The organism is Thermostichus sp. MS-CIW-37, assembly GCF_054060065.1.
In genome coordinates this window covers 1-22025 of the sequence record NZ_JBSSCV010000037.1, presented here as the reverse complement: position 1 = coordinate 22025, position 22025 = coordinate 1, and the positions used below count along the sequence as shown (strand labels likewise).

26 protein-coding genes are annotated in these 22025 nt (G+C 58.6%); 18 read left to right on the top strand and 8 right to left on the bottom strand.

What is annotated here, in order from left to right; all coding sequences use genetic code 11:
* On the bottom strand, positions 1-347 hold a 347-nt coding region (locus ACVWYZ_RS13040), incomplete at its 3' end, for an IS607 family transposase (protein ID WP_457467298.1).
* A gap of 286 nt (positions 348-633) precedes the next feature.
* Here ACVWYZ_RS13040 and ACVWYZ_RS13035 point away from each other — a divergent pair.
* Entirely contained in the window at positions 634-3138 is a 2505-nt protein-coding gene (locus tag ACVWYZ_RS13035; protein WP_457467297.1) for a sensor histidine kinase, read from the top strand.
* A 4-nt stretch (positions 3139-3142) separates the two neighbouring features.
* Positions 3143-3514, top strand: a complete 372-nt coding sequence (locus ACVWYZ_RS13030) for a DUF309 domain-containing protein (protein WP_457467296.1) — start codon at positions 3143-3145, stop codon at positions 3512-3514.
* Between the two features lie 23 nt (positions 3515-3537).
* Here the strand turns inward: ACVWYZ_RS13030 and ACVWYZ_RS13025 are convergent, their stop codons facing one another.
* Together ACVWYZ_RS13025 and ACVWYZ_RS13020 are read right to left on the bottom strand one after the other, a co-directional pair.
* Positions 3538-3699: a hypothetical protein gene (locus ACVWYZ_RS13025; protein WP_011434030.1), complete on the bottom strand. Its 162-nt coding sequence runs from the start codon at positions 3697-3699 to the stop codon at positions 3538-3540.
* 91 nt (positions 3700-3790) lie between these two features.
* Positions 3791-3880 carry a cytochrome b6-f complex subunit PetN gene (locus tag ACVWYZ_RS13020; RefSeq protein ID WP_244349857.1) on the bottom strand — a complete coding sequence of 30 codons (90 nt, stop codon included), beginning with the start codon at positions 3878-3880 and terminating at the stop codon, positions 3791-3793.
* 156 nt (positions 3881-4036) lie between these two features.
* Between ACVWYZ_RS13020 and ACVWYZ_RS13015 the strand changes: the two genes are divergently transcribed.
* The 3 genes from ACVWYZ_RS13015 to ACVWYZ_RS13005 all read left to right on the top strand — a co-directional run bounded on the left by ACVWYZ_RS13015 (position 4037) and on the right by ACVWYZ_RS13005 (position 6912).
* Entirely contained in the window at positions 4037-4282 is a 246-nt protein-coding gene (locus tag ACVWYZ_RS13015; protein ID WP_049749597.1) for a hypothetical protein, read from the top strand.
* A 154-nt stretch (positions 4283-4436) separates the two neighbouring features.
* Positions 4437-5021 carry an SRPBCC family protein gene (locus ACVWYZ_RS13010; RefSeq protein ID WP_457467295.1) on the top strand — a complete coding sequence of 195 codons (585 nt, stop codon included), beginning with the start codon at positions 4437-4439 and terminating at the stop codon, positions 5019-5021.
* A gap of 541 nt (positions 5022-5562) precedes the next feature.
* Positions 5563-6912 carry an adenylosuccinate synthase gene (locus ACVWYZ_RS13005; RefSeq protein ID WP_414357505.1) on the top strand — a complete coding sequence of 450 codons (1350 nt, stop codon included), beginning with the start codon at positions 5563-5565 and terminating at the stop codon, positions 6910-6912.
* Positions 6913-7337: 425 nt separating this feature from the next.
* Here the strand turns inward: ACVWYZ_RS13005 and ACVWYZ_RS13000 are convergent, their stop codons facing one another.
* Positions 7338-7913 (bottom strand): pseudouridine synthase, encoded by a 576-nt coding sequence (locus ACVWYZ_RS13000; protein ID WP_414374822.1) that lies wholly within the window; start codon positions 7911-7913, stop codon positions 7338-7340.
* 148 nt (positions 7914-8061) lie between these two features.
* Here ACVWYZ_RS13000 and ACVWYZ_RS12995 point away from each other — a divergent pair, with 148 nt between their 5' ends.
* From ACVWYZ_RS12995 to ACVWYZ_RS12975, 5 genes are all read left to right on the top strand, one after another.
* Positions 8062-8487: a hypothetical protein gene (locus tag ACVWYZ_RS12995; RefSeq protein ID WP_457467294.1), complete on the top strand. Its 426-nt coding sequence runs from the start codon at positions 8062-8064 to the stop codon at positions 8485-8487.
* Between the two features lie 331 nt (positions 8488-8818).
* Entirely contained in the window at positions 8819-9676 is an 858-nt protein-coding gene (gene nadC / locus ACVWYZ_RS12990; RefSeq protein WP_457467293.1) for a carboxylating nicotinate-nucleotide diphosphorylase, read from the top strand.
* 357 nt (positions 9677-10033) lie between these two features.
* Positions 10034-11182 carry an FAD-dependent oxidoreductase gene (locus ACVWYZ_RS12985; protein WP_457467300.1) on the top strand — a complete coding sequence of 383 codons (1149 nt, stop codon included), beginning with the start codon at positions 10034-10036 and terminating at the stop codon, positions 11180-11182.
* Positions 11170-11367 carry a sulfur carrier protein ThiS gene (gene thiS / locus ACVWYZ_RS12980; protein WP_011433960.1) on the top strand — a complete coding sequence of 66 codons (198 nt, stop codon included), beginning with the start codon at positions 11170-11172 and terminating at the stop codon, positions 11365-11367. The genes ACVWYZ_RS12985 and thiS overlap by 13 nt, the downstream gene beginning before the upstream one ends.
* A gap of 32 nt (positions 11368-11399) precedes the next feature.
* Complete coding sequence (locus ACVWYZ_RS12975) at positions 11400-12227, top strand: thiazole synthase (RefSeq protein ID WP_457467292.1); 828 nt, start codon at positions 11400-11402, stop codon at positions 12225-12227.
* Between the two features lie 22 nt (positions 12228-12249).
* Here the strand turns inward: ACVWYZ_RS12975 and ACVWYZ_RS12970 are convergent, their stop codons facing one another.
* Positions 12250-12882, bottom strand: coding sequence for a class I SAM-dependent methyltransferase (locus ACVWYZ_RS12970; RefSeq protein WP_457467291.1), 633 nt, complete (start codon positions 12880-12882; stop codon positions 12250-12252).
* 176 nt (positions 12883-13058) lie between these two features.
* Here ACVWYZ_RS12970 and ACVWYZ_RS12965 point away from each other — a divergent pair, with 176 nt between their 5' ends.
* From ACVWYZ_RS12965 to ACVWYZ_RS12955, 3 genes are all read left to right on the top strand, one after another.
* Positions 13059-13790 carry a M50 family metallopeptidase gene (locus ACVWYZ_RS12965; protein ID WP_457467290.1) on the top strand — a complete coding sequence of 244 codons (732 nt, stop codon included), beginning with the start codon at positions 13059-13061 and terminating at the stop codon, positions 13788-13790.
* A 131-nt stretch (positions 13791-13921) separates the two neighbouring features.
* Positions 13922-14062, top strand: a complete 141-nt coding sequence (locus ACVWYZ_RS12960) for a hypothetical protein (RefSeq protein ID WP_414383973.1) — start codon at positions 13922-13924, stop codon at positions 14060-14062.
* A 139-nt stretch (positions 14063-14201) separates the two neighbouring features.
* Positions 14202-15317 (top strand): glycosyltransferase family 4 protein, encoded by a 1116-nt coding sequence (locus ACVWYZ_RS12955; RefSeq protein WP_457467299.1) that lies wholly within the window; start codon positions 14202-14204, stop codon positions 15315-15317.
* 374 nt (positions 15318-15691) lie between these two features.
* On the opposite strand, the gene ACVWYZ_RS12950 is transcribed toward ACVWYZ_RS12955, so the two are convergent.
* Positions 15692-16675, bottom strand: a complete 984-nt coding sequence (locus ACVWYZ_RS12950) for an ABC transporter ATP-binding protein (protein ID WP_414344385.1) — start codon at positions 16673-16675, stop codon at positions 15692-15694.
* A gap of 132 nt (positions 16676-16807) precedes the next feature.
* Entirely contained in the window at positions 16808-16957 is a 150-nt protein-coding gene (locus ACVWYZ_RS12945; RefSeq protein ID WP_187147236.1) for a hypothetical protein, read from the bottom strand.
* Positions 16958-17095: 138 nt separating this feature from the next.
* Here ACVWYZ_RS12945 and ACVWYZ_RS12940 point away from each other — a divergent pair, with 138 nt between their 5' ends.
* Both ACVWYZ_RS12940 and ACVWYZ_RS12935 read left to right on the top strand, forming a co-directional pair.
* A complete protein-coding gene (locus ACVWYZ_RS12940) occupies positions 17096-17755 on the top strand; it encodes a CDP-alcohol phosphatidyltransferase family protein (protein WP_457392854.1) in 660 nt (219 codons plus the stop codon).
* A 122-nt stretch (positions 17756-17877) separates the two neighbouring features.
* The gene (locus ACVWYZ_RS12935) at positions 17878-18735 is read left to right on the top strand and encodes a methyltransferase domain-containing protein (RefSeq protein WP_457411470.1); all 858 of its coding nucleotides are present in this window, start codon (positions 17878-17880) and stop codon (positions 18733-18735) included.
* 47 nt (positions 18736-18782) lie between these two features.
* Here ACVWYZ_RS12935 and ACVWYZ_RS12930 read toward each other — a convergent pair whose 3' ends face one another.
* Positions 18783-19523: a uracil-DNA glycosylase gene (locus tag ACVWYZ_RS12930; protein ID WP_457384204.1), complete on the bottom strand. Its 741-nt coding sequence runs from the start codon at positions 19521-19523 to the stop codon at positions 18783-18785.
* Positions 19524-19683: 160 nt separating this feature from the next.
* Here ACVWYZ_RS12930 and ACVWYZ_RS12925 point away from each other — a divergent pair, with 160 nt between their 5' ends.
* Genes ACVWYZ_RS12925 through ACVWYZ_RS12915 form a run of 3 tightly spaced genes read left to right on the top strand, consistent with a single transcriptional unit; the run spans position 19684 to position 21991 of the window.
* On the top strand, positions 19684-21144 hold the full coding sequence (locus ACVWYZ_RS12925; RefSeq protein ID WP_457384203.1) for a TldD/PmbA family protein: 1461 nt from the start codon (positions 19684-19686) through the stop codon (positions 21142-21144).
* Between the two features lie 20 nt (positions 21145-21164).
* Positions 21165-21596, top strand: a complete 432-nt coding sequence (locus tag ACVWYZ_RS12920; RefSeq protein WP_457467289.1) for a hypothetical protein — start codon at positions 21165-21167, stop codon at positions 21594-21596.
* Between the two features lie 11 nt (positions 21597-21607).
* A complete protein-coding gene (locus ACVWYZ_RS12915) occupies positions 21608-21991 on the top strand; it encodes a DUF4351 domain-containing protein (protein WP_457467288.1) in 384 nt (127 codons plus the stop codon).
* Positions 21992-22025: the final 34 nt, after the last annotated feature.

Here is a 22025-nt window from a genome sequence, read left to right as displayed (position 1 = left end):
ATATCTCCTGTACGAACTCGCTCCAATAAGGCAAGGAACTTTGGTCTTTTGAAGTCGAGACCGCCGCCAATCTCTCCGACCACTTCGGCTCCAGGGTAGAGGTCAACCAGTCTTGCAATCTGTCTTTCCAAGTCTGGTTTCTGCCCTCGACTGCTGACTCGGGCGTACAAAACGACTCGTTTGTCCTTTTTGGGCGCTCTGATGTAGCTGTCGAGGTCATACCTTCTCGCCCTACCGGATGGTGTACGTATTGCCTTGATCCAGCCTTTCTGTTCCCATCGCCTCAAAGTGTGGAGACACACCCCAAAATAATCCGCCGCTTCTCTCGGTTTTACATATCTAGCCATGCCAAGCAGCCATACTGAACATACTGTACATTATTTTCAGTATAGTCCAGCGTATCATTGACTAGAGTCATGCTCTGCTTTCCAAGGGCGCGGGTGAGCCGTAGGCCATTCCCGGCTCCAGATCTCAGGCGATTCCAACCCGGGAAACCCTGAGTTACCATTTTTAACTTTTTCTTTAACTTTTCTTTTGAGCCCGCTTACCTTTCTCAAAGACATCCTATGCTGGAAAAAAGGGATGTATCTCTAGATACTTCCCGTTAATCCCAGGGGCTAGGGGCTTGCAACTATGGATACTGAAACGTGGGCTGCTGCAGCTCGACCCAGCCGAGATGCCCTCATCAACCGCATCACCCACCAGATTCGGCAATCCCTGGAGCTGGAGGAAATCCTCAAGGCAACAGCGGAAGAGATACGGTCTTTTCTGGAAACGGATCGGGTGAAGGTTTACCGCTTTGATCCCGAAGGTCACGGAACGGTGGTGGCGGAAGCACGAGGCGGGGAGCGGCTGCCCTCGCTCTTGGGGATGACTTTCCCGGCAGGGGATATTCCGGTGGAGGCGCGGCGGTTGTTTCGTTCGGCCCAGGCGCGGGTGATTGTGGATGTGGAGGCGCAAAGCCGTTCCATCAGCCAGCCGGAGTCTTGGGGGTTGTCTGCTAGGGTTCCTCTGGGCGAGCCGCTGCAGCGGCCTGTGGATCCCTGCCATGTCCACTATTTGAAATCCATGGGGGTGGCCTCTTCCTTGGTGGTTCCCCTGATGCATCACCAGGAGCTATGGGGGCTGTTGGTCTCCCATCATGCTGAGCCTCGTCTGTATTCTCCAGAAGAGCTGCAGGTGGTGCAGTTGCTGGCGGATCAAGTTTCCATTGCCATTGCTCAGGCGGAATTGCTGGAGCAAGCGCGGCAAAAGGCGCAGCAGGAACGCCTAATCAACCAAATTGCTGCCCTGGTTTATTCGCCCCTACACCCGGAGACGACCTTGACTACGGTGCTGGAGCAGCTTGCTGCCGGTTTGCAGGGGATCGGGGCGCGGCTGCGGATCCACTTTATGGGCGCAGACACCCTCTGTTGTCATGGTGTGCAACCCCCGGCAAGCTACGACACCTGGCTACAGGAGCAGCTCGGAAGGGCCGGAGGAGCGGGGGGCTGGGTGAAGATGTGGTCGCTATCCCACTTGGAGAAATGGCCGGAGCTGCAAGAGCAGATGAAGCAGACACCCATTCGTGGCCTGCTGGTGGCCCAGCTCGCCTGGAATGACCAGCCGGTGGGCTGGCTGAGCGTGTTTCGCGGGGCCGTTTACCAAGAAACCCACTGGGCGGGCTACCGTTGGTTTACCCAGGGGGATCCCAGACAAGAACTGCCTTTGATCTCTTTTGCTGCCTGGCGGGAGCTGAAAATTGACGAGCCTAAGGCTTGGTCAGCTGCAGAGCAAGAGCTGATGAGTCGGGTCGGGGTACATTTGGCCCTGTCCATTACGCAAAATCAGCTCTACCGGCAGTTGCAAACCCTCAACGCCCGTCTGGAGCAGGAGGTGCAGGAGCGGACGGCGGCCCTGCAGCGATCTCTGGCTATGGATGCCCTCTTGCAGCGGGTCACCGACCAGGTGCGCAGCAGTTTGGAGGAAGCCCAGATCCTGCGGGCAGTGGTGCAGGAGTTGGCTCTGGGGTTGCCCATTCAAGGTTGCGATCTCTGTCTCTACGATTGGGCATCTGGCCAGGCGACGGTGCGCTATGAATACACCTCTGCTCTACCACCTGCCGGTGGGATCACCCTGACCTTGGCCGACTACCCCGATCTTTACCGGCACCTGCAAGAGGGTCAAGCGATGCAATTCTGCCACTTGCCTGGGCAGGGCTGGATCCCCCGTCGGGAAGGGCTGACCCTGCTGGTGTGCCCGCTGCGGGATGACCAAGGGGTGCTGGGGGATCTCTGGCTGGCGAAGCCGGCAGCTGAGTGCTTTGATGAACTGGAGGTGCAGGTGGTGCAGCAGGTGGCGGATCACTGCGCCATTGCCATCCGCCAGGCCCGCCTCTACCAGGCTTCTGTGCAGCAAATTGGTGAGCTGGAGCGCCTCAACCGCCTCAAAGATGATTTTTTGAGCACCGTCTCCCACGAGCTGCGCACCCCCATCACCAACATGAGGATGGCCATCCAACTGCTGAAAACCGCCCGCGCCCCCCAAAAACGAGAGCAATATCTCAAGATTTTGGAGCAGGAGTGTGAGCGGGAGGCGGAATTGGTGAACGACCTGCTGGATCTGCAGCGGTTGGAGCAGGGATCCAAAACGCTCCATCTGGAAGAAGTGCCGCTGGCAACCTGGCTGCCCAGCGTGCTGGAGCCGTTTCTACAGCGGGCCCAGGCCAACCAGCAACGGTTGCAGTGGCAGATTGCGCCAAATGTGGGCAAGGTGCTCACCGATCAAGGTGGCCTGGAGCGGGTGGTGCAGGAGCTGGTCAACAACGCCTGCAAGTATACTCCCCCAAGGTGCAACATCTGGGTAACAGCGCAGCACTCTGGCCCGCAGCAGGTGGAAATTCGGGTGATCAACGAGGGAGTAGAAATTCCCCACAGCGAGTGGGAGCGCATCTTCGAGAAGTTTTACCGCATTCCCAGCGGGGATCCCTGGAAGCGGGGCGGCACCGGCCTGGGCCTGGCTTTGGTCAAGCAGTGGATGCAGCGGCTGGGGGGCAGCGTCTCAGTGGAGAGCTCTCAAGGCAAAACCTGCTTTACCCTGGTGTTGCCGCAGGGATCCCTGCCTGTGCAGACCTCACCCCTAGCCCACAACTGTGCCTAGCGACATGAGCGACGCCCCCTCAGAAGCGCTGCGTCTGGCCGCCGAGCAGTTTAACCGGGGGGAATTTTACGCCTGCCACGACACCCTAGAGGCCCTGTGGATGGAAGCAGTGGATCCAGAGCGGCGTTTTTACCAGGGTCTATTGCAGACGGCAGTGGCCTACTATCACCTGCAGAACGACAATCGCCGTGGCTGCATGATCCTGCTGGGGGAAGCTAACCGCAAGCTGGCGGACTTTCTGCCCACCTACGCCGGATGGGATGTGCAAGCCCTGTGGCAGGCTAACCAGGGCATCCTGCGGCATCTTTCTCAACTGCAACCCCAGGATCCCTTGCCTTATCTAGCCGTCCCCACCCTGAGTTGGGTTGAAGATTAACCTGAGCAGGCTCAACACCGGCCCTAGCGCTTGGAGCGACGGGCTTTGCGCTCAACTTCGTTGCGTCGCCGCCGATCCCGCCAGTCGATGAAGGTAATGTAGCCAACGCCCAGGGTTACGGCTGTCAACAGCAAAAAGATGCTTCCGTAGGCGATGCGGGCGACCAAGGGAAGATCGGTTTCCATGGTGTGAGCGGGGGTAACCCCGTCAATATCGGCGGCAGGAACAACAAGATGAATGCAAGATGGATGTGAGGCTCAATCCAGGCATGACAAATTACATGCCGTTGCGCCCCCAGACCACCAGGGCAATGGAAAGAACGAAGAAAGTGGGGACGGCAATCCAGCCAAGGGTGATGATGTCCATAGGTCTAGCCCAGCTAAAGAGGGGTTATCTCGAGGTGATCCCATTTTACGAGAGGAGATCCCTTGTCAACGGACATCTACGAACACCTGTTTTCAGTTCAAGCTGGCTACAGTGGAGTTAAATCTGAAACATCTGAGCCAAACGAGGTGGGATCCGATGGTACTGGACACATTGCCGCTGGTTGCCGCTGTAGCCATCGCCATTTTTATGCTGGTTTTTTGGGTGCGGGTGGTTCGAGAGGCCATCTGGACAACGGTGGGGATTGTAATCATCTTGGCCGTGTTGTACGTGGTCTTTAGAATTGGCCCGCGGCAGGTGCTGCAGGAGCTGCGGGATCCCTTTGCCCTTCTAGAACAGGTTTGGCAGGTGATCGTCGGTTGGTTCCAGGCCCTTCTCCCCTAGAGTTCGTTATCTGCTATACAGTTCCCTGATACAATAGAAAACACAGGGGGGCAGCCTATTGGAACTGCTGGCGAATGGTTTGTCCAGTCAAAAATCGATTCCCTCTCCTGTTTCTGCACTGCTCTACAGCACCTACGCGACTGAAGTTCTCGCCATGCCTTCTGACCCTGAATGGGATCCCCAAGACCCCACCCCAGAAGATGGGATCCCCATTCCTGCTGGCGTCAGCGGGACGGAGTCCTCAGACATCCAGGTGGAGGTGGAGGATTTGGGGGAGCGCCGCTGCCAAGTGCGAGGTCGCGTCCTGATTCCGGTGGAGCGGCAGCAGGTCTGGCAGGTTTTGACCGACTACGACCATCTGGCAGAGTTTATTCCCAACTTGGTGGAAAGCCGCGTCATTGGCCGTGAGGATGGCCGCACACTGGTACGTCAAGTGGGATCCCAAAAGGTTTTATTTGCCCAATTTTCTGCTGCGGTGGTGCTGGCTATCGAGGAGATCTTTCCCCAGCAACTTCGCTTTCAAAAAACAGAAGGGGATTTTCTCATCTTCGAGGGGTTTTGGGATCTGGCCGATTTGTCGGCCCATCAGACCTTGCTCACCTACCACCTGCAGGTCAAGCCCCCTCGCAGAATGCCTGTCGGTCTGGTGGAGCGCCGCATTTGCCGAGATTTGGCCCTCAACTTACAGGCCATTCGAGAGCGCTGCCTGAGTTTGTCGGATTATTCCCAACCCGTCTAGGGTGCGCCCAAGCGGCTTTGTGCTACGCTGCCCGCAGTGGCAGGGTAGTTAACTGCTCTCGCCTACGGCGGCACGGAGCGCTATAAAAACCCAACAGTCTCACGACTGGATGCAGCTTCAATAGGTTTTGTAGTGGTTGTTCGCAGCGGTACCTAAGGGCATAAGGACTCCGTCCCGCTGGCGCGAGAGGGAACCGCCCTGCAAGGGGTAACGCCTGGGGAGAAAGGCCTACGGCCCGCTGCCGCGATGAGCACCGCTGTCGTGGAGGGGCAACCCAACACGGTAAGTGCTGTCGCAGAACCAGGAACCAGAATCCCCTGCCTAAAGGCAGGGGGCATGCCAACGCAGGATCCCTGCTTGCTCGTCAGAGGGTTCGGGGATCCCGTTCATCTCCACCTTGTCCCCTGCTGGAGAAAAGTTAATCGATTGTTAACGTTTTTGTCCTGATCCCTCAACAGTGCCCGGAGCGATGCGGTAGATTAGTGCAGCAGCCCCCGCAAAGGGGATTTTTTGTGCCGTCTACGGACTGTAGGAGAAGCTCTTGGCAAACGTCGTGGTTGTCGGTGCCCAGTGGGGCGACGAAGGAAAAGGGAAGATCACCGACCTCCTCAGTGAAAAGGCGCATGTGGTCGTCCGCTATCAAGGCGGGGTGAATGCAGGGCATACCCTGGTGGTGGCGGGGCAAACTTTCAAGCTACACCTGATCCCCTCCGGCATTCTCTACCCCGACAAACGCTGCATCATCGCCAGCGGCACGGTGATCGATCCCGAAGTTTTGCTGGCCGAGATCGACCAACTGCATCAATTGGGCATTTCCACCGACAACCTATTCATCGCCGAAACAGCCCACGTTACCCTGCCCTACCACCGGGTCATCGACATCGCAGAAGAGGAGCGGCGCGGCATCTACAAGCTGGGCACCACCGGACGGGGTATTGGCCCCACCTATGCCGACAAGGCAGAGCGCATGGGCATTCGCGTTGTGGACTTGATGTACCCTGACCAGTTGCGGGAACGCCTCAGTTGGGCCATTCCCTACAAAAATGTCTTGCTGGAGAAGATCTATAATCTGCCCCCCCTGGATCCCGAGCCGATCATCGAGCAATACCTGGCCTATGCCGAGCGGCTGCGCCCCTATGTTACCGACGCTGCTCTGCTTCTCACCCAAGCCATCGAAGATCGGGAGAACATCCTGTTTGAAGGGGCTCAAGGCACCCTGTTGGATCTCGACTACGGCACCTACCCCTACGTCACCTCCTCCCATCCCATTGCCGGTGGCGCTTGTATTGGCGCTGGGATCGGCCCCACCAGCATTGACCGGGTGATCGGGGTGGCCAAAGCCTATACCACCCGCGTTGGGGAAGGCCCTTTCCCCACCGAGCTCAAAGATGAGATCGGGGCGTACCTGGGGGCAACCGGTGCTGAATTTGGCACCACCACCGGACGACAACGGCGCTGCGGCTGGTTTGACGGGGTGATCGGGCGCTACGCGGTGCGGATCAATGGCCTAGACTGCCTGGCCATCACCAAGCTGGATGTGCTGGATGGCTTGGATGAGATCAAGGTGTGCGTTGCCTACGAGTACCAGGGTCGGGAAATTCGTCACTTTCCCAGCGATGCCCGGGTTTTCGCCCAGTGCAAACCCATCTACGAAACCCTGCCGGGCTGGAAATGTTCCACCAAAGATTGCCGCTCCATCCAAGACTTGCCCCCCGAAGCCCATGATTACCTGAAGTTTTTGGCACAGTTGATGCAGGTGCCGATTGCCATTGTTTCTCTGGGGGCCAGCCGCGACCAGACGATCATTGTCGAAGATCCCATCCACGGCCCCAAACGTGCCCTTCTCTATCCCAATGGTGGCAAGCGCGTCCACGCCCTCATGCCCGACTGAGTGGGCCTCAAGCACAATTGGGAACAAGGACAATACTGTAGTGATCAGTAAGTTATAGTCATTTCAGTTTAGGGTGAGACGCCTGAGCCACTGAGAAAGTCTTCCGCCCGAGGGTGGTTGCAGAAGCAGCGTGGAGCATTTTGAAAGCGTCTTAATCTAACTTGAAATAACTGCAATGGGTCAGAAAATCAATGGTTTAGCTAGTCCGCTGGGAAGCCTCGCCCTCCATGCATCAGCATGAGGGTCGGGATGAAAGGCGGTCTTTGTGCTGTGGTCAACCTAGCTGTACAGAACAGCTTTGTTGGAATCTGGTGCAGCTACGCAGTGGGACATCCTGTGTCTGCTCGCTGAGGGTTCTTGCGATAGCTACCCGTTGAGGCGAGAAGCCTGCTCCGTACTACCTAGCAGTCGGAGTCGGGAGTACGTCACGGAAAACAATATTGCCGTAGCTGGGCCAGTTCTGCCTCGCTGAGATCTTGCCACTGGCCGGGAGCAAGCCCCACCAGAGAAAGAGGCCCCAGTCCAACCCGAACCAACCGCAAAGTTGGGATCCCAACGGCGGCAGTCATGCGGCGCACCTGGCGATTGCGACCCTCCCGCAGCGTCAGTTCCAGCCAGGTGGTGGGGATGGAGCGGCGAAAGCGGATGGGGGGATCCCGTGGCGGCAGGGTGGGTTCCTCAGCCAAGACCTTAACCTGGGCCGGGCGCGTTTTTCGCCCTTGGATGATCAGCCCCTGTTGCAACTGTTGCAGGGCTTGGGGGGTGGGGATCCCTTCCACCTGAACCCAGTAGGTGCGCTCATGGCCGAACTTGGGGTCGATCAAGCGGGCATTGAGGCGACCATCATCGGTCAGCAGGAGCAGCCCTTCGCTGTCGCGATCCAACCGCCCCACCGGATAAACTTTGGGCACCGGAATAAAAGACTTGAGGGTAGGCCGTCCCGCTTGGTCGGTGAATTGGGTGAGCACGCCATAGGGTTTGTAAAACTTGAGATAGCGCATGACACACAAAATGACAAAACTGGTGAACCCAATCTTTCCAATCTTTAAGATTTGGCAGAAAGATTTGGCAGAGCGGCTTCAACGGTAAGATCAAGCCTTAAGGAGCAACATCCCTCCACCGCCAGCAGCGTTTGACGGAGCTCACCCCATGACCATAGACAACAATTTACTTTGGGTTTTGATTGGAACAGCGGGGCTCTCTCTCCTCAGCCTGGTGTACGTGCTGGTGGACGAGGGCAACAAACGCCGCCGCTACGAACGGCAAAAGGAAGAAAAAGAAGAAAGAGAAGCTGCTCAACCACCTGCGGTCGTTCCTGAAGAAGAAGCCGGGATCCCAACTGCCCCTCCTCCTTCTGCTCCGGAACCTGTTGCCGCCCAGCCTGCTTCAGTGCCACACACCGCCGACGTGCTCACAGAAGCGTCGCCTGGCGATAACGAGGAGCCAGAAACCTCCCCGGAAGCCGTTCGCGCCAGCGGGACGGAGTCCTTGCCTAACCTTGAGGACTCTGCTCTTGCTCAGGAGCCGGACACAGCGCCCGAACCAGCAGAGGAGAGGCCGAAAGACACCCCGTAGCCGCTTTTTCCGGCTTTGGGGAAGTTTTGGGGATAGATGGGATGGGGTCGCGCAAGGGGGGAGCTTCATGTCCTCAGCAGGGTTTGTTCTCCATAGCGCAGCGTCATCTCCAAAGCCGCGAGACGGTTGCCCCAAACTTGAACTCGATAGGGATTGCGCAGAGATTCCAACCGCATCCAAGTGGCAAGATTGGCTTTCAAGTTGCCCAGTTGATGAAGATTCCTGCCGGTGGGAGAAAAATCCACAGGCGGTGCCAGGGCAGGCGAGGGATCCTGTTGCTTGTTCAGGCTGAGAAGTAGGGCTTATCCTGGAGCCTAAAACCAAACCGAAAATGGAAGAAGTTTACATACCTGAGGAGACCCTTCGCGCTTGGCTGTGGGAAGACCTGGGGCACGGCGACCTCACCACAGAGCTGACCCTACCCCCAGGACTGGAGGGTGAAGCGGTAATCCTGGCCAAGGAGACAGGGATCCTGGCCGGTCTGGAGATTGCCAAGCGGGTTTTTCGGCTGGTGGATCCCCAGGTAGAGTTCACCCCTGGGGTGGAGGAAGGGGCCAGGGTGGCTGTCGGTCAAGAAGTGGCCCACCTCAAGGGATCCCTGCGGGGCATCTTGGCAGGGGAGCGGCTGGCCCTCAACCTTCTCCAAAGGCTGTCCGGCATTGCCACCTTCACCCGCACTTATGTAGAGGCTCTCCGGGGAACCTCAACCCAGCTCCTGGACACCCGCAAGACCACTCCCGGCCTGCGCGCCCTGGAGAAGTATGCAGTACGGGTAGGGGGCGGCAAAAACCACCGCTTTGGGCTGTTCGACGGCATCTTGATTAAGGAAAACCACATTATTGCTACGCAACACTGTCGCGACCGCGGCACGGGAGGCGTTTTGGCAGCCGTCAAGCGGGCCAAGGAAGGCGCTCCCCACCACCTCAAGGTGGAGGTGGAGGTGCGGGATCTCCAGGAACTGGAAGAGGCTTTGGCAGCAGGAGCCGATCTCATCCTTTTGGATAACTTCACCCTGGAAGAAATCCAGACAGCCGTCCAACGGGTGGGAGGAAGAGTTCCCCTCGAGGCCAGCGGCAACATGACCCCGGAACGGGCCAGGCAAGTGGCCGAGGCAGGCGTGAATTACGTCAGCGTCGGGGCTCTCACCCACTCGGCCAAGGCTTTGGATCTCTCTTTGCTGGTGGTGTGACCAAGAAAACTGGGTTTGGCGCTCCGCGCCGCTAAAGCGAACAAGCTCCGCCCTACCGCTACGCGGTTCCCCTTGGTGGGCCGTAGGCCTTAGCAAGCTAGTAGAGCGGCTTTTGCTTTATCGCACAGCCCACTCAAGTAGACCGTCGGGTCGTGGTCGAACAACACTGTGCCCACCCCTGGGATGCTGTGGGAACAGATTCATCGCAGAACCCGAGAGCCTATCATGGGATCCAGTATGGAATCCATCGTGCCAGTGGTGCGGGGCACTTTAACCCTTCCACCCTCCTCTTCTCTGACAAATCCGGCAGCCAGCCTGACGGGCCCATCCGCTGCTGCGTCAGCAGTAGGGATCACTTTGCCTTGGGCAGCGCAGCGGGATCCCATCCTTGTCCTCGGGGCTGGGCTGATGGGGCGTTTGTTGGCCGCCAGCCTTGTCGAGGTTGGGCATCCCGTCCGCATTGTGGAGGCGGCTCCTGCTGCTGCTGTTGAGAGCAGTGCTGCCCATTTTGCCGCTGCTATGCTGGCTCCCCTAGCCGAGTCTGCCATCGCCGAAGCCAGTGTGGTGGCCCAGGGATACTACGCCCTTTCTCGTTGGCCCTCTCTTTTGGCCAGCTTGCCGCAGCCGGTTTTCTTTCAGCAAGAAGGCACTCTGATCCTCTGGCACCGCCAAGATGCCGGGGAAGCCAGACGTTTCTCGTCCCTGCTGGCCGCTGTGGTGGAGCGCCTTCCCGCTCTCCCTAAGCCCCAGCCTCTGGATGCTCAGGCTCTGGCCGAGCTGGAGCCGTCGGTAGCCGGGCGATTTGTGCAGGGTCTGTATCTTCCCCAAGAGGGCCAACTGGACAACCGCCAACTGTTGGCAGCTTTACTGGCCAAGTTGCGGCAGCACGAGGTGGAAGTGGAGTGGGGTTGCCCTTGGGATCTGGAGCAGGCCCAAGCTTGGCAGCAGCAAACCGGTGGGTGGGTTTTGGATTGCCGCGGCCTGGGATCCCAAAAAGAATGGGGCGGGCAAAAACTGCTGCGCGGAGTTCGGGGTGAGGTGGTGCGCCTGTATGCCCCAGAAGTCTCTTTGCGGCGCCCAACCCGGCTGTTGCACCCTCGCTACCCGATCTACATCGCTCCCAAGCCGGGTCAGGTGTTTGTGGTGGGGGCCACTGAAATCGAATCTGAGGATCGCTCGCCGGTGAGCGTTCGCTCGGCTTTGGAGTTGCTCAGCGCCGCCTACGCCGTACATCCTGCCTTTGCAGAAGCGCGTATCCTGGAATTGGGCAGCCAATGTCGTCCCACCTTGGCAGACCATTTGCCAGCCGTGGTGGAGCGCTCACCTCGCCTGTTGCAGATCAACGGCCTCTATCGCCATGGCTTTCTGATCTCCCCGGCCATCCACGATGCTGTTTTGGAGTATCTCCACCAGGGTAGTTGTCGCTTGGCCCAGCAGCTTGGGATCCCCTTTCAGGTGCAGGCTGCCCCTCTTTCCGGTGAGTCCCTGTCGCCATGCGTGTCTTGATCAACCAAAAGCCTTACGATTTGCCGGAAGGCACCACTTTGGCCGAGGCAGTGGCTCAGGTGGGGGCCAGCGGCCCTTTCGCGGTAGCGGTTAATCTGAAGTTTGTGCCGCGTGCCCAATACGAGCAAACCCGTCTGCAAGAAGGCGACCAGGTGGAGATCGTCACTCCGGTTGCCGGCGGCTAGCGCTCAAGTCCGCTTTTCTATCTGCCTCAGCCATGTCCACCCTTCTCCATTGCTCTCCCTCAACTCTGGCCGATGAGGATCCTTTGGTTCTCTACGGCCAACCGTTGCCCAGCCGCCTGATGTTGGGTACGGCTCGCTACCCTTCGCCAGCCATTTTGGAGCAGGCGGTGGCGCGCGCGCAGCCCTGTTTGTTGACGGTTTCTCTGCGGCGGCAAGGGGCACTGGGGCCAGAAACTTCCCAGAGGTTCTGGGCTCTGTTGCAGAAGATGGGGATCCCAGTTCTGCCCAACACCGCCGGCTGCCACAGCGTGCAGGAGGTGATCACAACGGCGGAGATGGCGCGGGAGGTGTTCGGCACCGACTGGATCAAGCTGGAGTTGATCGGGGATGACTACACGCTGCAGCCGGATCCCGTGCAACTGCCCACTGCTGCTGCTGAGCTGGTCCGGCGCGGCTTTAAGGTGCTGCCCTATAGCACCGACGACCTGGTGCTCTGCCAGCGGCTTTTGGATGCTGGCTGTGAGGTGGTGATGCCCTGGGCGGCCCCCATCGGCACCGGGAAAGGCCCCCTCAACCCCTACAGCTTACGCCTGCTGCGGGAACGGATTGAAGCGCCGCTGATCGTGGATGCCGGCTTGGGCCTGCCCTCCCATGCCTGCCAGGTGATGGAGTGGGGCTTCGACGGGGTGCTGCTAAACACGGCGGTGGCCTTGGCCCGGGATCCGGTGGTCATGGCCGAGGCCTTTGCAGAAGCGGTGCGTTCAGGCCGCCGAGCCTACCTGGCCGGGGCCATGATCCCTCAGGAAACAGCTCAGCCCAGTACGCCTGTCCTCGGCACTCCCTTTTGGCACCAGGGCTGACTGCCGCTCTCAGGGGTGCAGCTCAGGCGGCAGGCTTTCGCGCCTGGATAACCTGCAGAGCTCCCCCAGCGTGGAGGGTCTGCCGGATGGATTGCCAACCCTGCTGCTGCAAATGCTCGGGCAAGTCCAGCTTGAGTAGCTCCCAGGCGGTCTCGGTTTCAAACAGGGCCAAAAAGAGGGCCAGCCCAGGCCAGATCAAGGGTTGTCGAGGCGCGTGCAGATCCAGAATCAAGAGTCCTCCCCCCGGCTTGAGCACCCGCCACACTTCCCGCAGCACCTGCTCCAAGTCGGCGAAGGACAATTCGTGCAGAGCCAAGCTGGTATGCACCCAATCAAAGCTGGCATTGGGAAAGGGCATATCTTGGGCAAAGGCCTCCACAAACTCCACCTGGGGAAGGCGTTTGCGGGCTGCCGCTAGAGCTTTGGGGGAAGCATCCAGGCCCACCACCTGCTGGCTCAGCTCCGCCAACAGTGGGGTTACTTCAGCCGGGCCACAGCAGAGATCCAACACCCGCTCCTGGGGATGAATCTGGATCCCTTGTAGGGGCAATCTCCGCAACCGCTCATATCCGCCCACTGCCAGGGCAGCCCCGCGACTGATGCTGCGGTAAAGCCAAGGAAATTGATAGCTCCAGTCGCGCAGGAAGGTGGCCACAGACAGGGATCCCTCAGAGTCTTTTTCAGCCTACCTGACCTACATCCATTGCAAACTGGTTTGAGACATATGTTTTTCTGGATTTTCTCGGGGTTGGCTTGGAACTCTCCTCTGCCGGCAGTCGTCTAAGAAGACGAGGCGTTTTAGGCTTTTTTCTGTCTACCCACTGCTGCTCTATGACTCAGTTTGAGCTGCCTCCCTCCCCTTCCGAGAAACCTGGCCGGCACAGCTTGGTTTGGTTGGTGGCTGCTGCAGGTCTGACGGTCTTGCTCTGGCAGCTCCCCTGGGGCAACTATATCCTCTACCCCTTTACGATTCTGGCCACCTGGTTTCATGAGATGGGCCACGGCTTGACGGCAGTGCTGTTGGGTGGGGAGTTTCATCGTCTGGAGATCTATCCCGACGGGTCGGGGTTGGCCTTTCACAGTGGGCACTTGTTTTTGGGGCCGGTGGGTCGAGCTTTGGTGGCCGCCGGTGGGCCAATGGGGCCCCCAATGGCCGGGGCGGTTTTTATCCTGGCTTCTCGTCGTCAAGGTACGGCCCAGTTGGGGTTGTTGGCTTTGGGATCCCTGCTGTTGCTATCGACGCTGCTCTGGGTTCGCTCTCCCTTTGGCCTCCTGTTCCTCTTGGGTATGGGTTTGGGGATCCTGGCGGTAGCTCGCTGGGCCTCCCCCTGGCTGCGGGGCTTTGCCGCACAGTTTTTGGGGGTGCAGGCCTGTGTGAGCACCTACCACCAGCTCGACTACTTGTTTACGGCCTCTGCTGTGATCAACGGGCAGGTGATCCACTCCGATTCCAGCCAGATTGCCCAAAACTTGTTCTTGCCCTACTGGTTTTGGGGAGGGGTGATGGCGGTCTCTTCTTTGGTGCTGCTGATAACCAGCTTGCAGCTGACGTTCCGGGACTAGCCGGCAGGGGGCAAAGCCGCAATTTTGGCAGTGGTTCGTGTTATGTAAAAATCCGTCCTCCATCACTGCCCAGTCGAGAAAACCGCCGCTACAGTAATGGGCAAGAGGAGTGAGGAGTTGAGGAGTGGAGCATGTGGCGGGATGTTATTGGGCTGGCCCTGGCGGCGACCTTACTGTTGATCAGCAAAACCGCCGCAGATACGCTTGGCCAAGGCCAAGTGCAGACTTTCACCGAACCTGAGCCAACGCCCCATTCTTTTCCGGTGGAGTGAGGTACTCAAGTCTGCTGACGGAGGTCGTAGCAGCGTTGCCGTTTTGTGCAACACTCATTCTAGAGTCTTTAAGGGCTCCGTCCGAGTGGCGCGGTCGCAGCAGCGTTGCGGAGCAATAACAGTAGGCTTGGGATCCCTGATGCGCATAGCCCTATTTACGGAGACGTTTCTGCCCAAGGTGGATGGCATCGTTACCCGCCTCTGCCACACGGTGCGTCACCTAACCGCTCGTGGTAACTCGGTGCTCATCGTCGCGCCCCGGGGAGCCCCCCGGCGGTTTGCACGGGCACGGGTCTACGGGATCCCGGGGATGCCGCTGCCTCTGTATCCAGAGTTGAAGCTGGCTGCCCCCGGCCCGGCCATCGGCAAGTTGCTCAGCCGTTTCCGACCGGATGTGATCCACGTGGTGAACCCGGCAGTTTTGGGATTGGGGGGCCTCTACTACAGCCAGACGATGGGGATCCCGCTGGTGGCCTCCTACCATACCCATCTGCCGAAGTATCTGCAGCATTATGGGCTGGGCTTTCTGGAGGGGGTTTTGTGGAATCTCCTGAAGCTGGGGCACAATTTGGCGCGGGTCAATCTTTGCACCTCGACGGCCATGATGCAGGAGCTGAGCGCCCACGGCATTGAGCGGGTGCAGCTGTGGCAGCGAGGAGTGGACACGGAGTTGTTTCATCCCCAGGCGGCCAGTTCAGAAATGCGGGCTCGGCTCACGGCGGGGCAACCGGAACGGCCTCTTTTGCTCTATGTGGGGCGGCTTTCGGCTGAGAAGGAAGTGGGGCGGATCCGGGTCTTGTTGGAGCAGATCCCCCAAGCCCGCTTGGCTATTGTGGGAGATGGGCCAGAGCGGGGATCCCTGGAGCAACATTTTGCCGGCTACGATGTGGTGTTTACGGGCTATCTGCAGGGGGAGTCTCTGGCAGCGGCCTTTGCTTCGGCGGATTTGTTCGTGTTCCCCTCCCGCACCGAGACCTTGGGGCTGGTTCTGTTGGAAGCCATGGCTGCCGGTTGTCCGGTGATCGCCCCCCGCTGCGGCGGCATTACCGATGTGGTGGACAGTGGGCGCAATGGCTTTCTGTTCGATCCCAATTCGGATAGCGACTTTGTCCAGGTTACCCAGCAACTGCTCAGCAGTGCCGGGCAGCGGCAGCTCTTCCGACAGCAAGCCCGCCAAGAGGCAGAACGTTGGAGCTGGTCGGCAGCCACCCAACAGTTGGAAGGCTACTACCGGGCTGTTATTGCCGCCGATTAGCGGTGCGGAGCATGACTCTAGTCAATAATAAGCTCAACTATACTGAAAATAATGTATAATATGTTCAGTACGGATTACTACTAGTTGATCTTTCTGTTTACTTTCGAGTCTGCCAACATGGTAGCCAAAGCAAAGCAGAAAATTGGTAGTAAGACGACACGGAAACTGCGCTTTGGGTATTCTACTCAAAGCTTTGCGGGATACCGCCATTCTGTTTGGAAACAAACAGAATGCTATCGCTGCATAGTTGAACAGTGATGTTCAGCAGTGTTCAGCGTAAATGTATCAGCACAGAGTCCCCTACTGGGAAATACTCAGGGCAGAACTCCGTCGTGCTCTCGGGGTTCTCCATAGCACCAGTGCGAACGGCCAGCCTAGGCAGAGACCGGATGATCCCCTTCAATGGCCCGCACTTGCTCCACAAAGAATTCTTCTAGGGATTGCCGTTGCCAATGCAAGTCGGTGACCAGTGCCCCCGCTTGGTTCAAAAGGCTCAGCAACTCCGGTAGGGATCCACTCCATTCCCCCGACCAATGGGATCCCTGAATCGAGAAGTGCTCTAGGCGGTCGCGGAACTGTTCGACGGCGCCACCGTGCCCCTGTACCCGATAGCTTTTGCTCTCTCCCAGCAAGTCATCCAAAGTTCCCTGATGCACCAATTTGCCGCCGATGATCAGGCCGACTCGGTTGCAGATAACTTCCACATCCGCCAGGATATGGCTGTTGAAAAACACCGTTTTGCCCTGCTGCTTGAGGGACAGAATGATCTCGCGCATTTGATAGCGGCCCATGGGATCCAGTCCCGACATCGGCTCATCCAGAAACACCAGCTCTGGGTCGTTGATCAGCGCTTGGGCCATGCCAGTGCGCTGCAGCATGCCCTTGGAGTAGGTGCGCAGTTGTTTTTTGCGGGCCGTATCTATAGAAAGCCCCACCAGCTCCAGCAGTTGCGGGATCCGCTCCTTCAACAGGCTATTGGGCAGACCAAACACCTTGCCGGCAAACTGGAGAAACTCCCATGCCGTCAAGTAATCGTAAAAATAGGGGTTCTCCGGCAAATATCCCACCTGTTGCTTGATGGAGCGATCCCCCAGGGGTTTGCCCAGCAAAGTGCCGCTGCCGCGGGTGGGCTCCACAATGCCCAGTAGGCATTTGATGGTGGTGGTTTTCCCGGCCCCGTTGGGCCCCAGCAGCCCAAAGGTTTCTCCGCGGGCCACAGTCAGAGAAAAATCTTTGAGGGGGCTGACCACCTTGTTCAGCCAAAATCCTGTGCGATAGGTTTTGGTCAGGCCGGTGATGGCAATGACCGGCTCTGGTGCCGCGAACGCTTCTGCTGGGGAAGTGGGGGTCTCGCTCATGGACTCGCTCGTAGGTATGTTGGAGTTGAGGGAGAAAAAGGTGCCGCGAACACCGAGTTAAGGAGCACACAGTCCGCCAGGCGATAGGCTACCCAGCCTAACCTTTAGTTTACCCACAGGCTTTGTCCCAGCCTAGGCTTGCCGCAGCACTTCCGGTAGAGGAAAGGGGCCAGAGCAAACATACTCCGCGTAGGTATCCGCTTCATTCGCAACAGCGGTGCGGTTCCTTTGCCGTAGGCACAGCACTTTGCTCTGACCTCCCTTCAGTAGCATTCTCATCATCTGGGATGATTCTGGGATGATGATTTCCATCGCGTTGGCGGTGCGGAGCAAGAAAATTGAATCCAGAGGTTTTGTGGGATCCCAGCCGGTGGTGATCATCGGCAACAGCGTTGCAGAGCAATAAGAAAGGAGTGTTTCTTGCTGGATAAGGTGCTTAGGCAGTGGAAGGAGCGGCTGTTGGCTCCAGTGCTGCAAACCCCTCTCCAACAGGTGCATCCCCTAGCCATTACCCTGTCGGGGTTTGCTGTGGGCCTGGCCTCTGGCGTGGCGGCAGCTTACGGGGCCTACGGGTGGGGGCTGGGCCTGTGGTTGCTGAACCGGTTTATGGATGGGCTGGACGGCACGTTGGCTCGTCTGCAGGGGCGGCAGAGCGATCTGGGGGGCTACCTGGATATGCTGCTGGATGTGGTGGTCTACGCGGTCGTTCCCCTGGGGCTGGCCTTTCACCAGGGATCCCTGCTGGGCTATGCTTCTCTGGCTCTGATGCTGGCCAGCTTTTACATCAACCTTTGCTCCTGGATGTATTTGGCAGGGCTGTTGGAAAAACGGCGTTCGCGACAGCGTTGCGGAGCAACAAGGACGGATGGCACTGTCGGGGCGGGATCCCTGGATGAACTGACCAGCTTAAGTATGCCGTCGGGGCTTATCGAGGGCAGCGAAACCATCTTTTTCTACGGCTTGTTTTTCCTTTTCCCGGAGTACATGGTGGGTTTGTTTGGGCTGATGGCGATTCTGGTGCTCTTGAGTGCTGTGCAGCGGTTGGTTTGGGCGCTGGGATCGCTTTCTGCTCCAAGGTGAGCCCGGAAAGGGTCTGTTACTATGGCTCCGTCCGGCTGGCGCGAGTTGGGTTACAAGGGTTCCCCATCAGATTTCACCGGGCGAGAGGATCCAAAATAAAAAAGCCATGGAGATCTGTTGCCATGACCTCCACCCTCAACCAACGCATTCGCCACTTCTACGATGCCTCCTCCGGCCTCTGGGAGCGGGTGTGGGGGGAGCACATGCACCATGGCTATTACGAGCCGGGCCAAACCGGTAAGGATCGCCGCCAAGCTCAGATTGACTTGATTGATAGGGTTATCCAGTGGGGCCAGATCGGGGATCCCTGCCCTCCCCAGCACATTCTTGATCTTGGCTGTGGCATTGGGGGAAGCAGCTTGGAGTTAGCCCGGCGCTTTGGGGCACAGGTTACGGGCATTACCCTCAGCCCCGTCCAAGCCAAGCGGGCTACGGAGCGCGCCCAAGAGGCCGGCCTGAGCAACAAGGTGCGATTTCAGGTGGCCGATGCCCTGGAGATGCCCTTTGCAGACAACACCTTTGATCTGGTGTGGTCTCTGGAAAGCGGCGAGCACATGCCGGATAAGCGGCAGTTTCTGGCCGAGGGCTGGCGGGTCTTGCAACCGGGCGGGCAGGTGATGGTGGTAACCTGGTGCCACCGCGAGGGATCCCTGAGCCAGCAGGATCAACAGCTTTTGCAGAAAATCTACGAGGTGTACTGCCTGCCCTATGTGATCAGCCTCTCCAGCTACGAGGCTCTGGCCCAACAGGTGGGCTTTGAGCAGGTGCGCAGCGCCGACTGGTCGGAGCGAGTGGCCCCTTTCTGGGATGAGGTGATCGCTTCTGCCCGCGACTGGCGCTGGATCTGGGCTTTGCTGCGCAGCGGCTGGGTTACCGTTCGCGGGGCGCTGGGGCTGGGCCTGATGCGTCGGGCTTATGCCACCGGCTTGCTTCGCTTTGGCCTGCTGACTGGGTTCAAACCTGGGGATCAGCCAAGGTAGGGATCCCTTGCTCCCCTTTGGGAGGAGGGGCGCTTGGGGAAATGGGCTCAAAAGTTGGGCTGGGGCGGTGCTGTGCCGGTGAGTTCCAGATACTTTTGCTTCACCGCCTGAATATCCTGCCACATCAACCACTTGGGGCTGCCAGGGGTGCGGTCTGGGTTGCGCAGCAGATAGGCCGGGTGAAAAATGGGCATACACCAGCGTCCCTGCCACTGGATCCATTCCCCGCGGATCTTGGTGATCCCTCGCTTCTCGCCCAAAAGGGAGCGCACCGAGGTGGCCCCCGTGAGCAGAATAATCCAGGGATCCACCAGGCGAATCTGCTCCAGCAAATAGGGACGGCAGGCGTCCATCTCCTCCTGGGTGGGCACGCGGTTGTTAGGGGGGCGGCACTTGACCACATTACAGATGTAGGTGTCCTGCTCGGGATCCAGCCCCACCGAAGCCAGGATTTTATCCAGCAATTGTCCCGACTTGCCCACAAAAGGCAGCCCCTGCAGGTCTTCGCTTTCCCCTGGCCCCTCTCCGATGATTAAAATCCTTGCCTTGGGGTTGCCCCGATGCACCACCACATGGGTACGGCTGGCTGCCAAGTCGCAGCGCTGGCATACCAAACAATGCTGCTTCAGTTGCTCCAAATCCCTGTAAGTGCCGGGGGGGATGGACACCTGGGCCGACAGGGGGATCTGATCCCACTGGGGGAGTGTCTCCTCCGCCGGGGCTGGCGGCTCGATGGGATCGTCAAACAGGCTGGGCTGAAGCTCCGGCGGTTTTTTCTTGGCAGCCATTGCAAGTCGAGGTTTCCTTGTGCAGCGATCTTCGATTGCTCCCCCGCCCTTGTCAAGCTCAAGGCCAACCTGCCGGCAGGGGAGAACCTTTACTCCTTGTTAAACTGAGAAAACGAAAACTTGCGCCGGCCTTAGCTCGTCTCTACTCCCTGAGCCTGCCATGCTGCTTTTGTCCAAAGAACTGCCCAACCTGAACTACCGTCATACTCTACAGCGCTTCGACGAGGATTGGCGGGATCCCCTCTCTGCCCTGTTGGGCTGGGGGCGCGCTGCCGGTGCCGATTTGGTGGAGATTTTTCTAGAACGGGGCAATTCCATCAGTTGCCTGGCCGAAGATGACGCCATCACCAGCATCACCCCACGGCTCTCCACGGGGGCCGGCGTGCGGGTGTTTCGCGGCTTGGCCGACTGCTACGTCAGCACCAACGATCTGTCCTTTGCTGGTCTCAAGGCTGCTCTGGAGAAGGGCCTTTCGCTGATGGGCTTCACCCCTCCTGGCCCCACAGCGCTGGTTTCTGCCATCAACCTGGAGATGCTGCAGGACTACGGCGAGCGTCGCCGCAAAGATGGCTGGTTGAAGGAATGTAGCCCCATTGCGGAGATGGGGGAGATCCTGCTCAAAGCCAACGAGCAACTGGGTCGCCAAGCCCGCCATGTGCAGTCCCGCCGCACCACCTATTTCCGCGATTGGCAAGAGATTCTGGTGGCCTGCAGCGATGGCACCTTTGTGCGGGATGTGCGCCTCACCCAATCCGTGAGCTCTACGCTGCTCTGTGCCGATGGATCCCATCGCGCCTCTGTCAGTCAACGCTCCGGCGGTACGGGGGATCCCGACTTTCTGCGCCGCTGGGATCTGGAGGCCCACAGCCGGGAGCTGGCAGAAGCTGCCGGCCAGATGCTCTATGCCGACTATGTGGAATCCGGCACCTACCCGATTGTGATGTCCAACGCCTTTGGCGGCGTCATTTTCCACGAAGCCTGCGGCCACTTGTTGGAAACCACCCAAATTGAGCGCAAAACCACGCCCTTTGCCGACAAAAAAGGCCAGAAAATTGCCCACAAAAACCTTACCGCCTGGGATGAAGGTCTCTCTGAAGGGGCCTTTGGCAGCCTGGATGTGGATGACGAGGGGATGCCCGTCCAGCGCACTCTGCTGATCGAGAAGGGCATTTTGAAAAACTTCTTGGCGGATCGGGCTGGCTCAATGCGCACCGGCCACCCCCGCACCGGCAGCGGTCGCCGCCAAAACTACACCTTTGCCCCTGCCAGCCGTATGCGCAACACTTACATCGCCCCTGGAGATGCAGAGTTGGACGATCTTTTTGCTTCTATCGACAAAGGCATTTACTGCAAGCGTATGGGGGGAGGGAGCGTCGGCCCCACTGGGCAATTTAACTTTGCCGTCGAAGAAGCCTATCTCATCGAAAACGGCAAGATTACCAAACCCCTCAAGGGAGCCACTCTGATCGGAGAAGCCAAAGACATCTTGACCAAAATTTCCATGTGTTCTAAGGACCTCAGCTTGGCAGCTGGGTTCTGTGGCTCTGTAAGTGGCAGCATTTACGTCACCGTCGGGCAGCCTCACATCAAGGTAGATTCCATTACCGTGGGCGGTCGCTAATTCCAGGGATCCACCTCGACATGGCCTATGACAACGTCTGCAAATATCTGGCCGAGCGTTTCCCAGAGCAGTTTGTCCGCTGGCTAATGGGAGAAGTGGCTCGGCTCCGACTCTATCGGAGGTATCCTCACCTATCGGTGCAGCAGGTGGTCATTGACTTGCGCAAAACGGCGTCGGAGCGAGTTTTCCAGACCTCTTTTCGTCTAGAGAGGCTGAGCCATGAGTTTGATGTCATCCGCCTGTGGGAATGCGATTTGAGGGCCGGAGCGGATCGGCAAGCCCTGCTACCGTTTCGGGTTCTAAGCCAGGTGGAAGATCCGGCAGAAACCTTGCAAGAAGTGGTCAGTGAGCTGGAGCGCTTGGCAGACCCCAGCGAGAGGAGGGAATTGGCAGCCGCAACAGCCGTCTTGGCAGGACTAGCATTGGATCGGGGTTTGATTGGCAGATCATGAGGTCTTTGGATATGAGGAAATCGGTGATCTACCAAGAGTGGCGGGCAGAAGCTCTGCGAGAGGGACTGGAAGAAGGACGCAAAGAAGGACTACAACTGGGCCTGCAACAAGGGTTACAACAGGGACTACAACAAGGATTACAGCAGGGATTGCAACACGGGGAAGCAACGCTGGTTTTGCGGCTGCTCAGGCGGAAGTTGGGATCCCTTGACCCGGCCCTTGAGAATAAGATTTGGGCTTTGTCGACGTCACAACTGGAGGCGCTGGGGGAAGCTCTGTTGGACTTCAGCAGCTCGGAAGAGTTGACCGCCTGGCTGGCCCGTCAGCTAGAAACCGCAGGAGCCCCGCCCTCTGTCCACAGGGCGAGGGTCGGGAGGAATGCGGAGTTACGATGATATAACCATGACCCAAGTCCTGACCATTTCCTGC

Excerpts from the sequence above, each read along its gene's own strand:
- ACVWYZ_RS13035 (WP_457467297.1), top strand. The coding sequence starts at position 634 with ATGGATACTGAAACGTGGGCTGCTGCAGCTCGACCCAGCCGAGATGCC.
- ACVWYZ_RS13030 (WP_457467296.1), top strand. The coding sequence starts at position 3,143 with ATGAGCGACGCCCCCTCAGAAGCGCTGCGTCTGGCCGCCGAGCAGTTT.
- ACVWYZ_RS13025 (WP_011434030.1), bottom strand. The coding sequence starts at position 3,699 with ATGGAAACCGATCTTCCCTTGGTCGCCCGCATCGCCTACGGAAGCATC.
- ACVWYZ_RS13020 (WP_244349857.1), bottom strand. The coding sequence starts at position 3,880 with ATGGACATCATCACCCTTGGCTGGATTGCCGTCCCCACTTTCTTCGTT.
- ACVWYZ_RS13015 (WP_049749597.1), top strand. The coding sequence starts at position 4,037 with ATGGTACTGGACACATTGCCGCTGGTTGCCGCTGTAGCCATCGCCATT.
- ACVWYZ_RS13010 (WP_457467295.1), top strand. The coding sequence starts at position 4,437 with ATGCCTTCTGACCCTGAATGGGATCCCCAAGACCCCACCCCAGAAGAT.
- ACVWYZ_RS13000 (WP_414374822.1), bottom strand. The coding sequence starts at position 7,913 with ATGCGCTATCTCAAGTTTTACAAACCCTATGGCGTGCTCACCCAATTC.
- ACVWYZ_RS12995 (WP_457467294.1), top strand. The coding sequence starts at position 8,062 with ATGACCATAGACAACAATTTACTTTGGGTTTTGATTGGAACAGCGGGG.
- nadC (WP_457467293.1), top strand. The coding sequence starts at position 8,819 with ATGGAAGAAGTTTACATACCTGAGGAGACCCTTCGCGCTTGGCTGTGG.
- thiS (WP_011433960.1), top strand. The coding sequence starts at position 11,170 with ATGCGTGTCTTGATCAACCAAAAGCCTTACGATTTGCCGGAAGGCACC.
- ACVWYZ_RS12975 (WP_457467292.1), top strand. The coding sequence starts at position 11,400 with ATGTCCACCCTTCTCCATTGCTCTCCCTCAACTCTGGCCGATGAGGAT.
- ACVWYZ_RS12965 (WP_457467290.1), top strand. The coding sequence starts at position 13,059 with ATGACTCAGTTTGAGCTGCCTCCCTCCCCTTCCGAGAAACCTGGCCGG.
- ACVWYZ_RS12960 (WP_414383973.1), top strand. The coding sequence starts at position 13,922 with ATGTGGCGGGATGTTATTGGGCTGGCCCTGGCGGCGACCTTACTGTTG.
- ACVWYZ_RS12955 (WP_457467299.1), top strand. The coding sequence starts at position 14,202 with ATGCGCATAGCCCTATTTACGGAGACGTTTCTGCCCAAGGTGGATGGC.
- ACVWYZ_RS12950 (WP_414344385.1), bottom strand. The coding sequence starts at position 16,675 with ATGAGCGAGACCCCCACTTCCCCAGCAGAAGCGTTCGCGGCACCAGAG.
- ACVWYZ_RS12945 (WP_187147236.1), bottom strand. The coding sequence starts at position 16,957 with ATGATGAGAATGCTACTGAAGGGAGGTCAGAGCAAAGTGCTGTGCCTA.
- ACVWYZ_RS12935 (WP_457411470.1), top strand. The coding sequence starts at position 17,878 with ATGACCTCCACCCTCAACCAACGCATTCGCCACTTCTACGATGCCTCC.
- ACVWYZ_RS12930 (WP_457384204.1), bottom strand. The coding sequence starts at position 19,523 with ATGGCTGCCAAGAAAAAACCGCCGGAGCTTCAGCCCAGCCTGTTTGAC.
- ACVWYZ_RS12925 (WP_457384203.1), top strand. The coding sequence starts at position 19,684 with ATGCTGCTTTTGTCCAAAGAACTGCCCAACCTGAACTACCGTCATACT.
- ACVWYZ_RS12920 (WP_457467289.1), top strand. The coding sequence starts at position 21,165 with ATGGCCTATGACAACGTCTGCAAATATCTGGCCGAGCGTTTCCCAGAG.
- ACVWYZ_RS12915 (WP_457467288.1), top strand. The coding sequence starts at position 21,608 with ATGAGGAAATCGGTGATCTACCAAGAGTGGCGGGCAGAAGCTCTGCGA.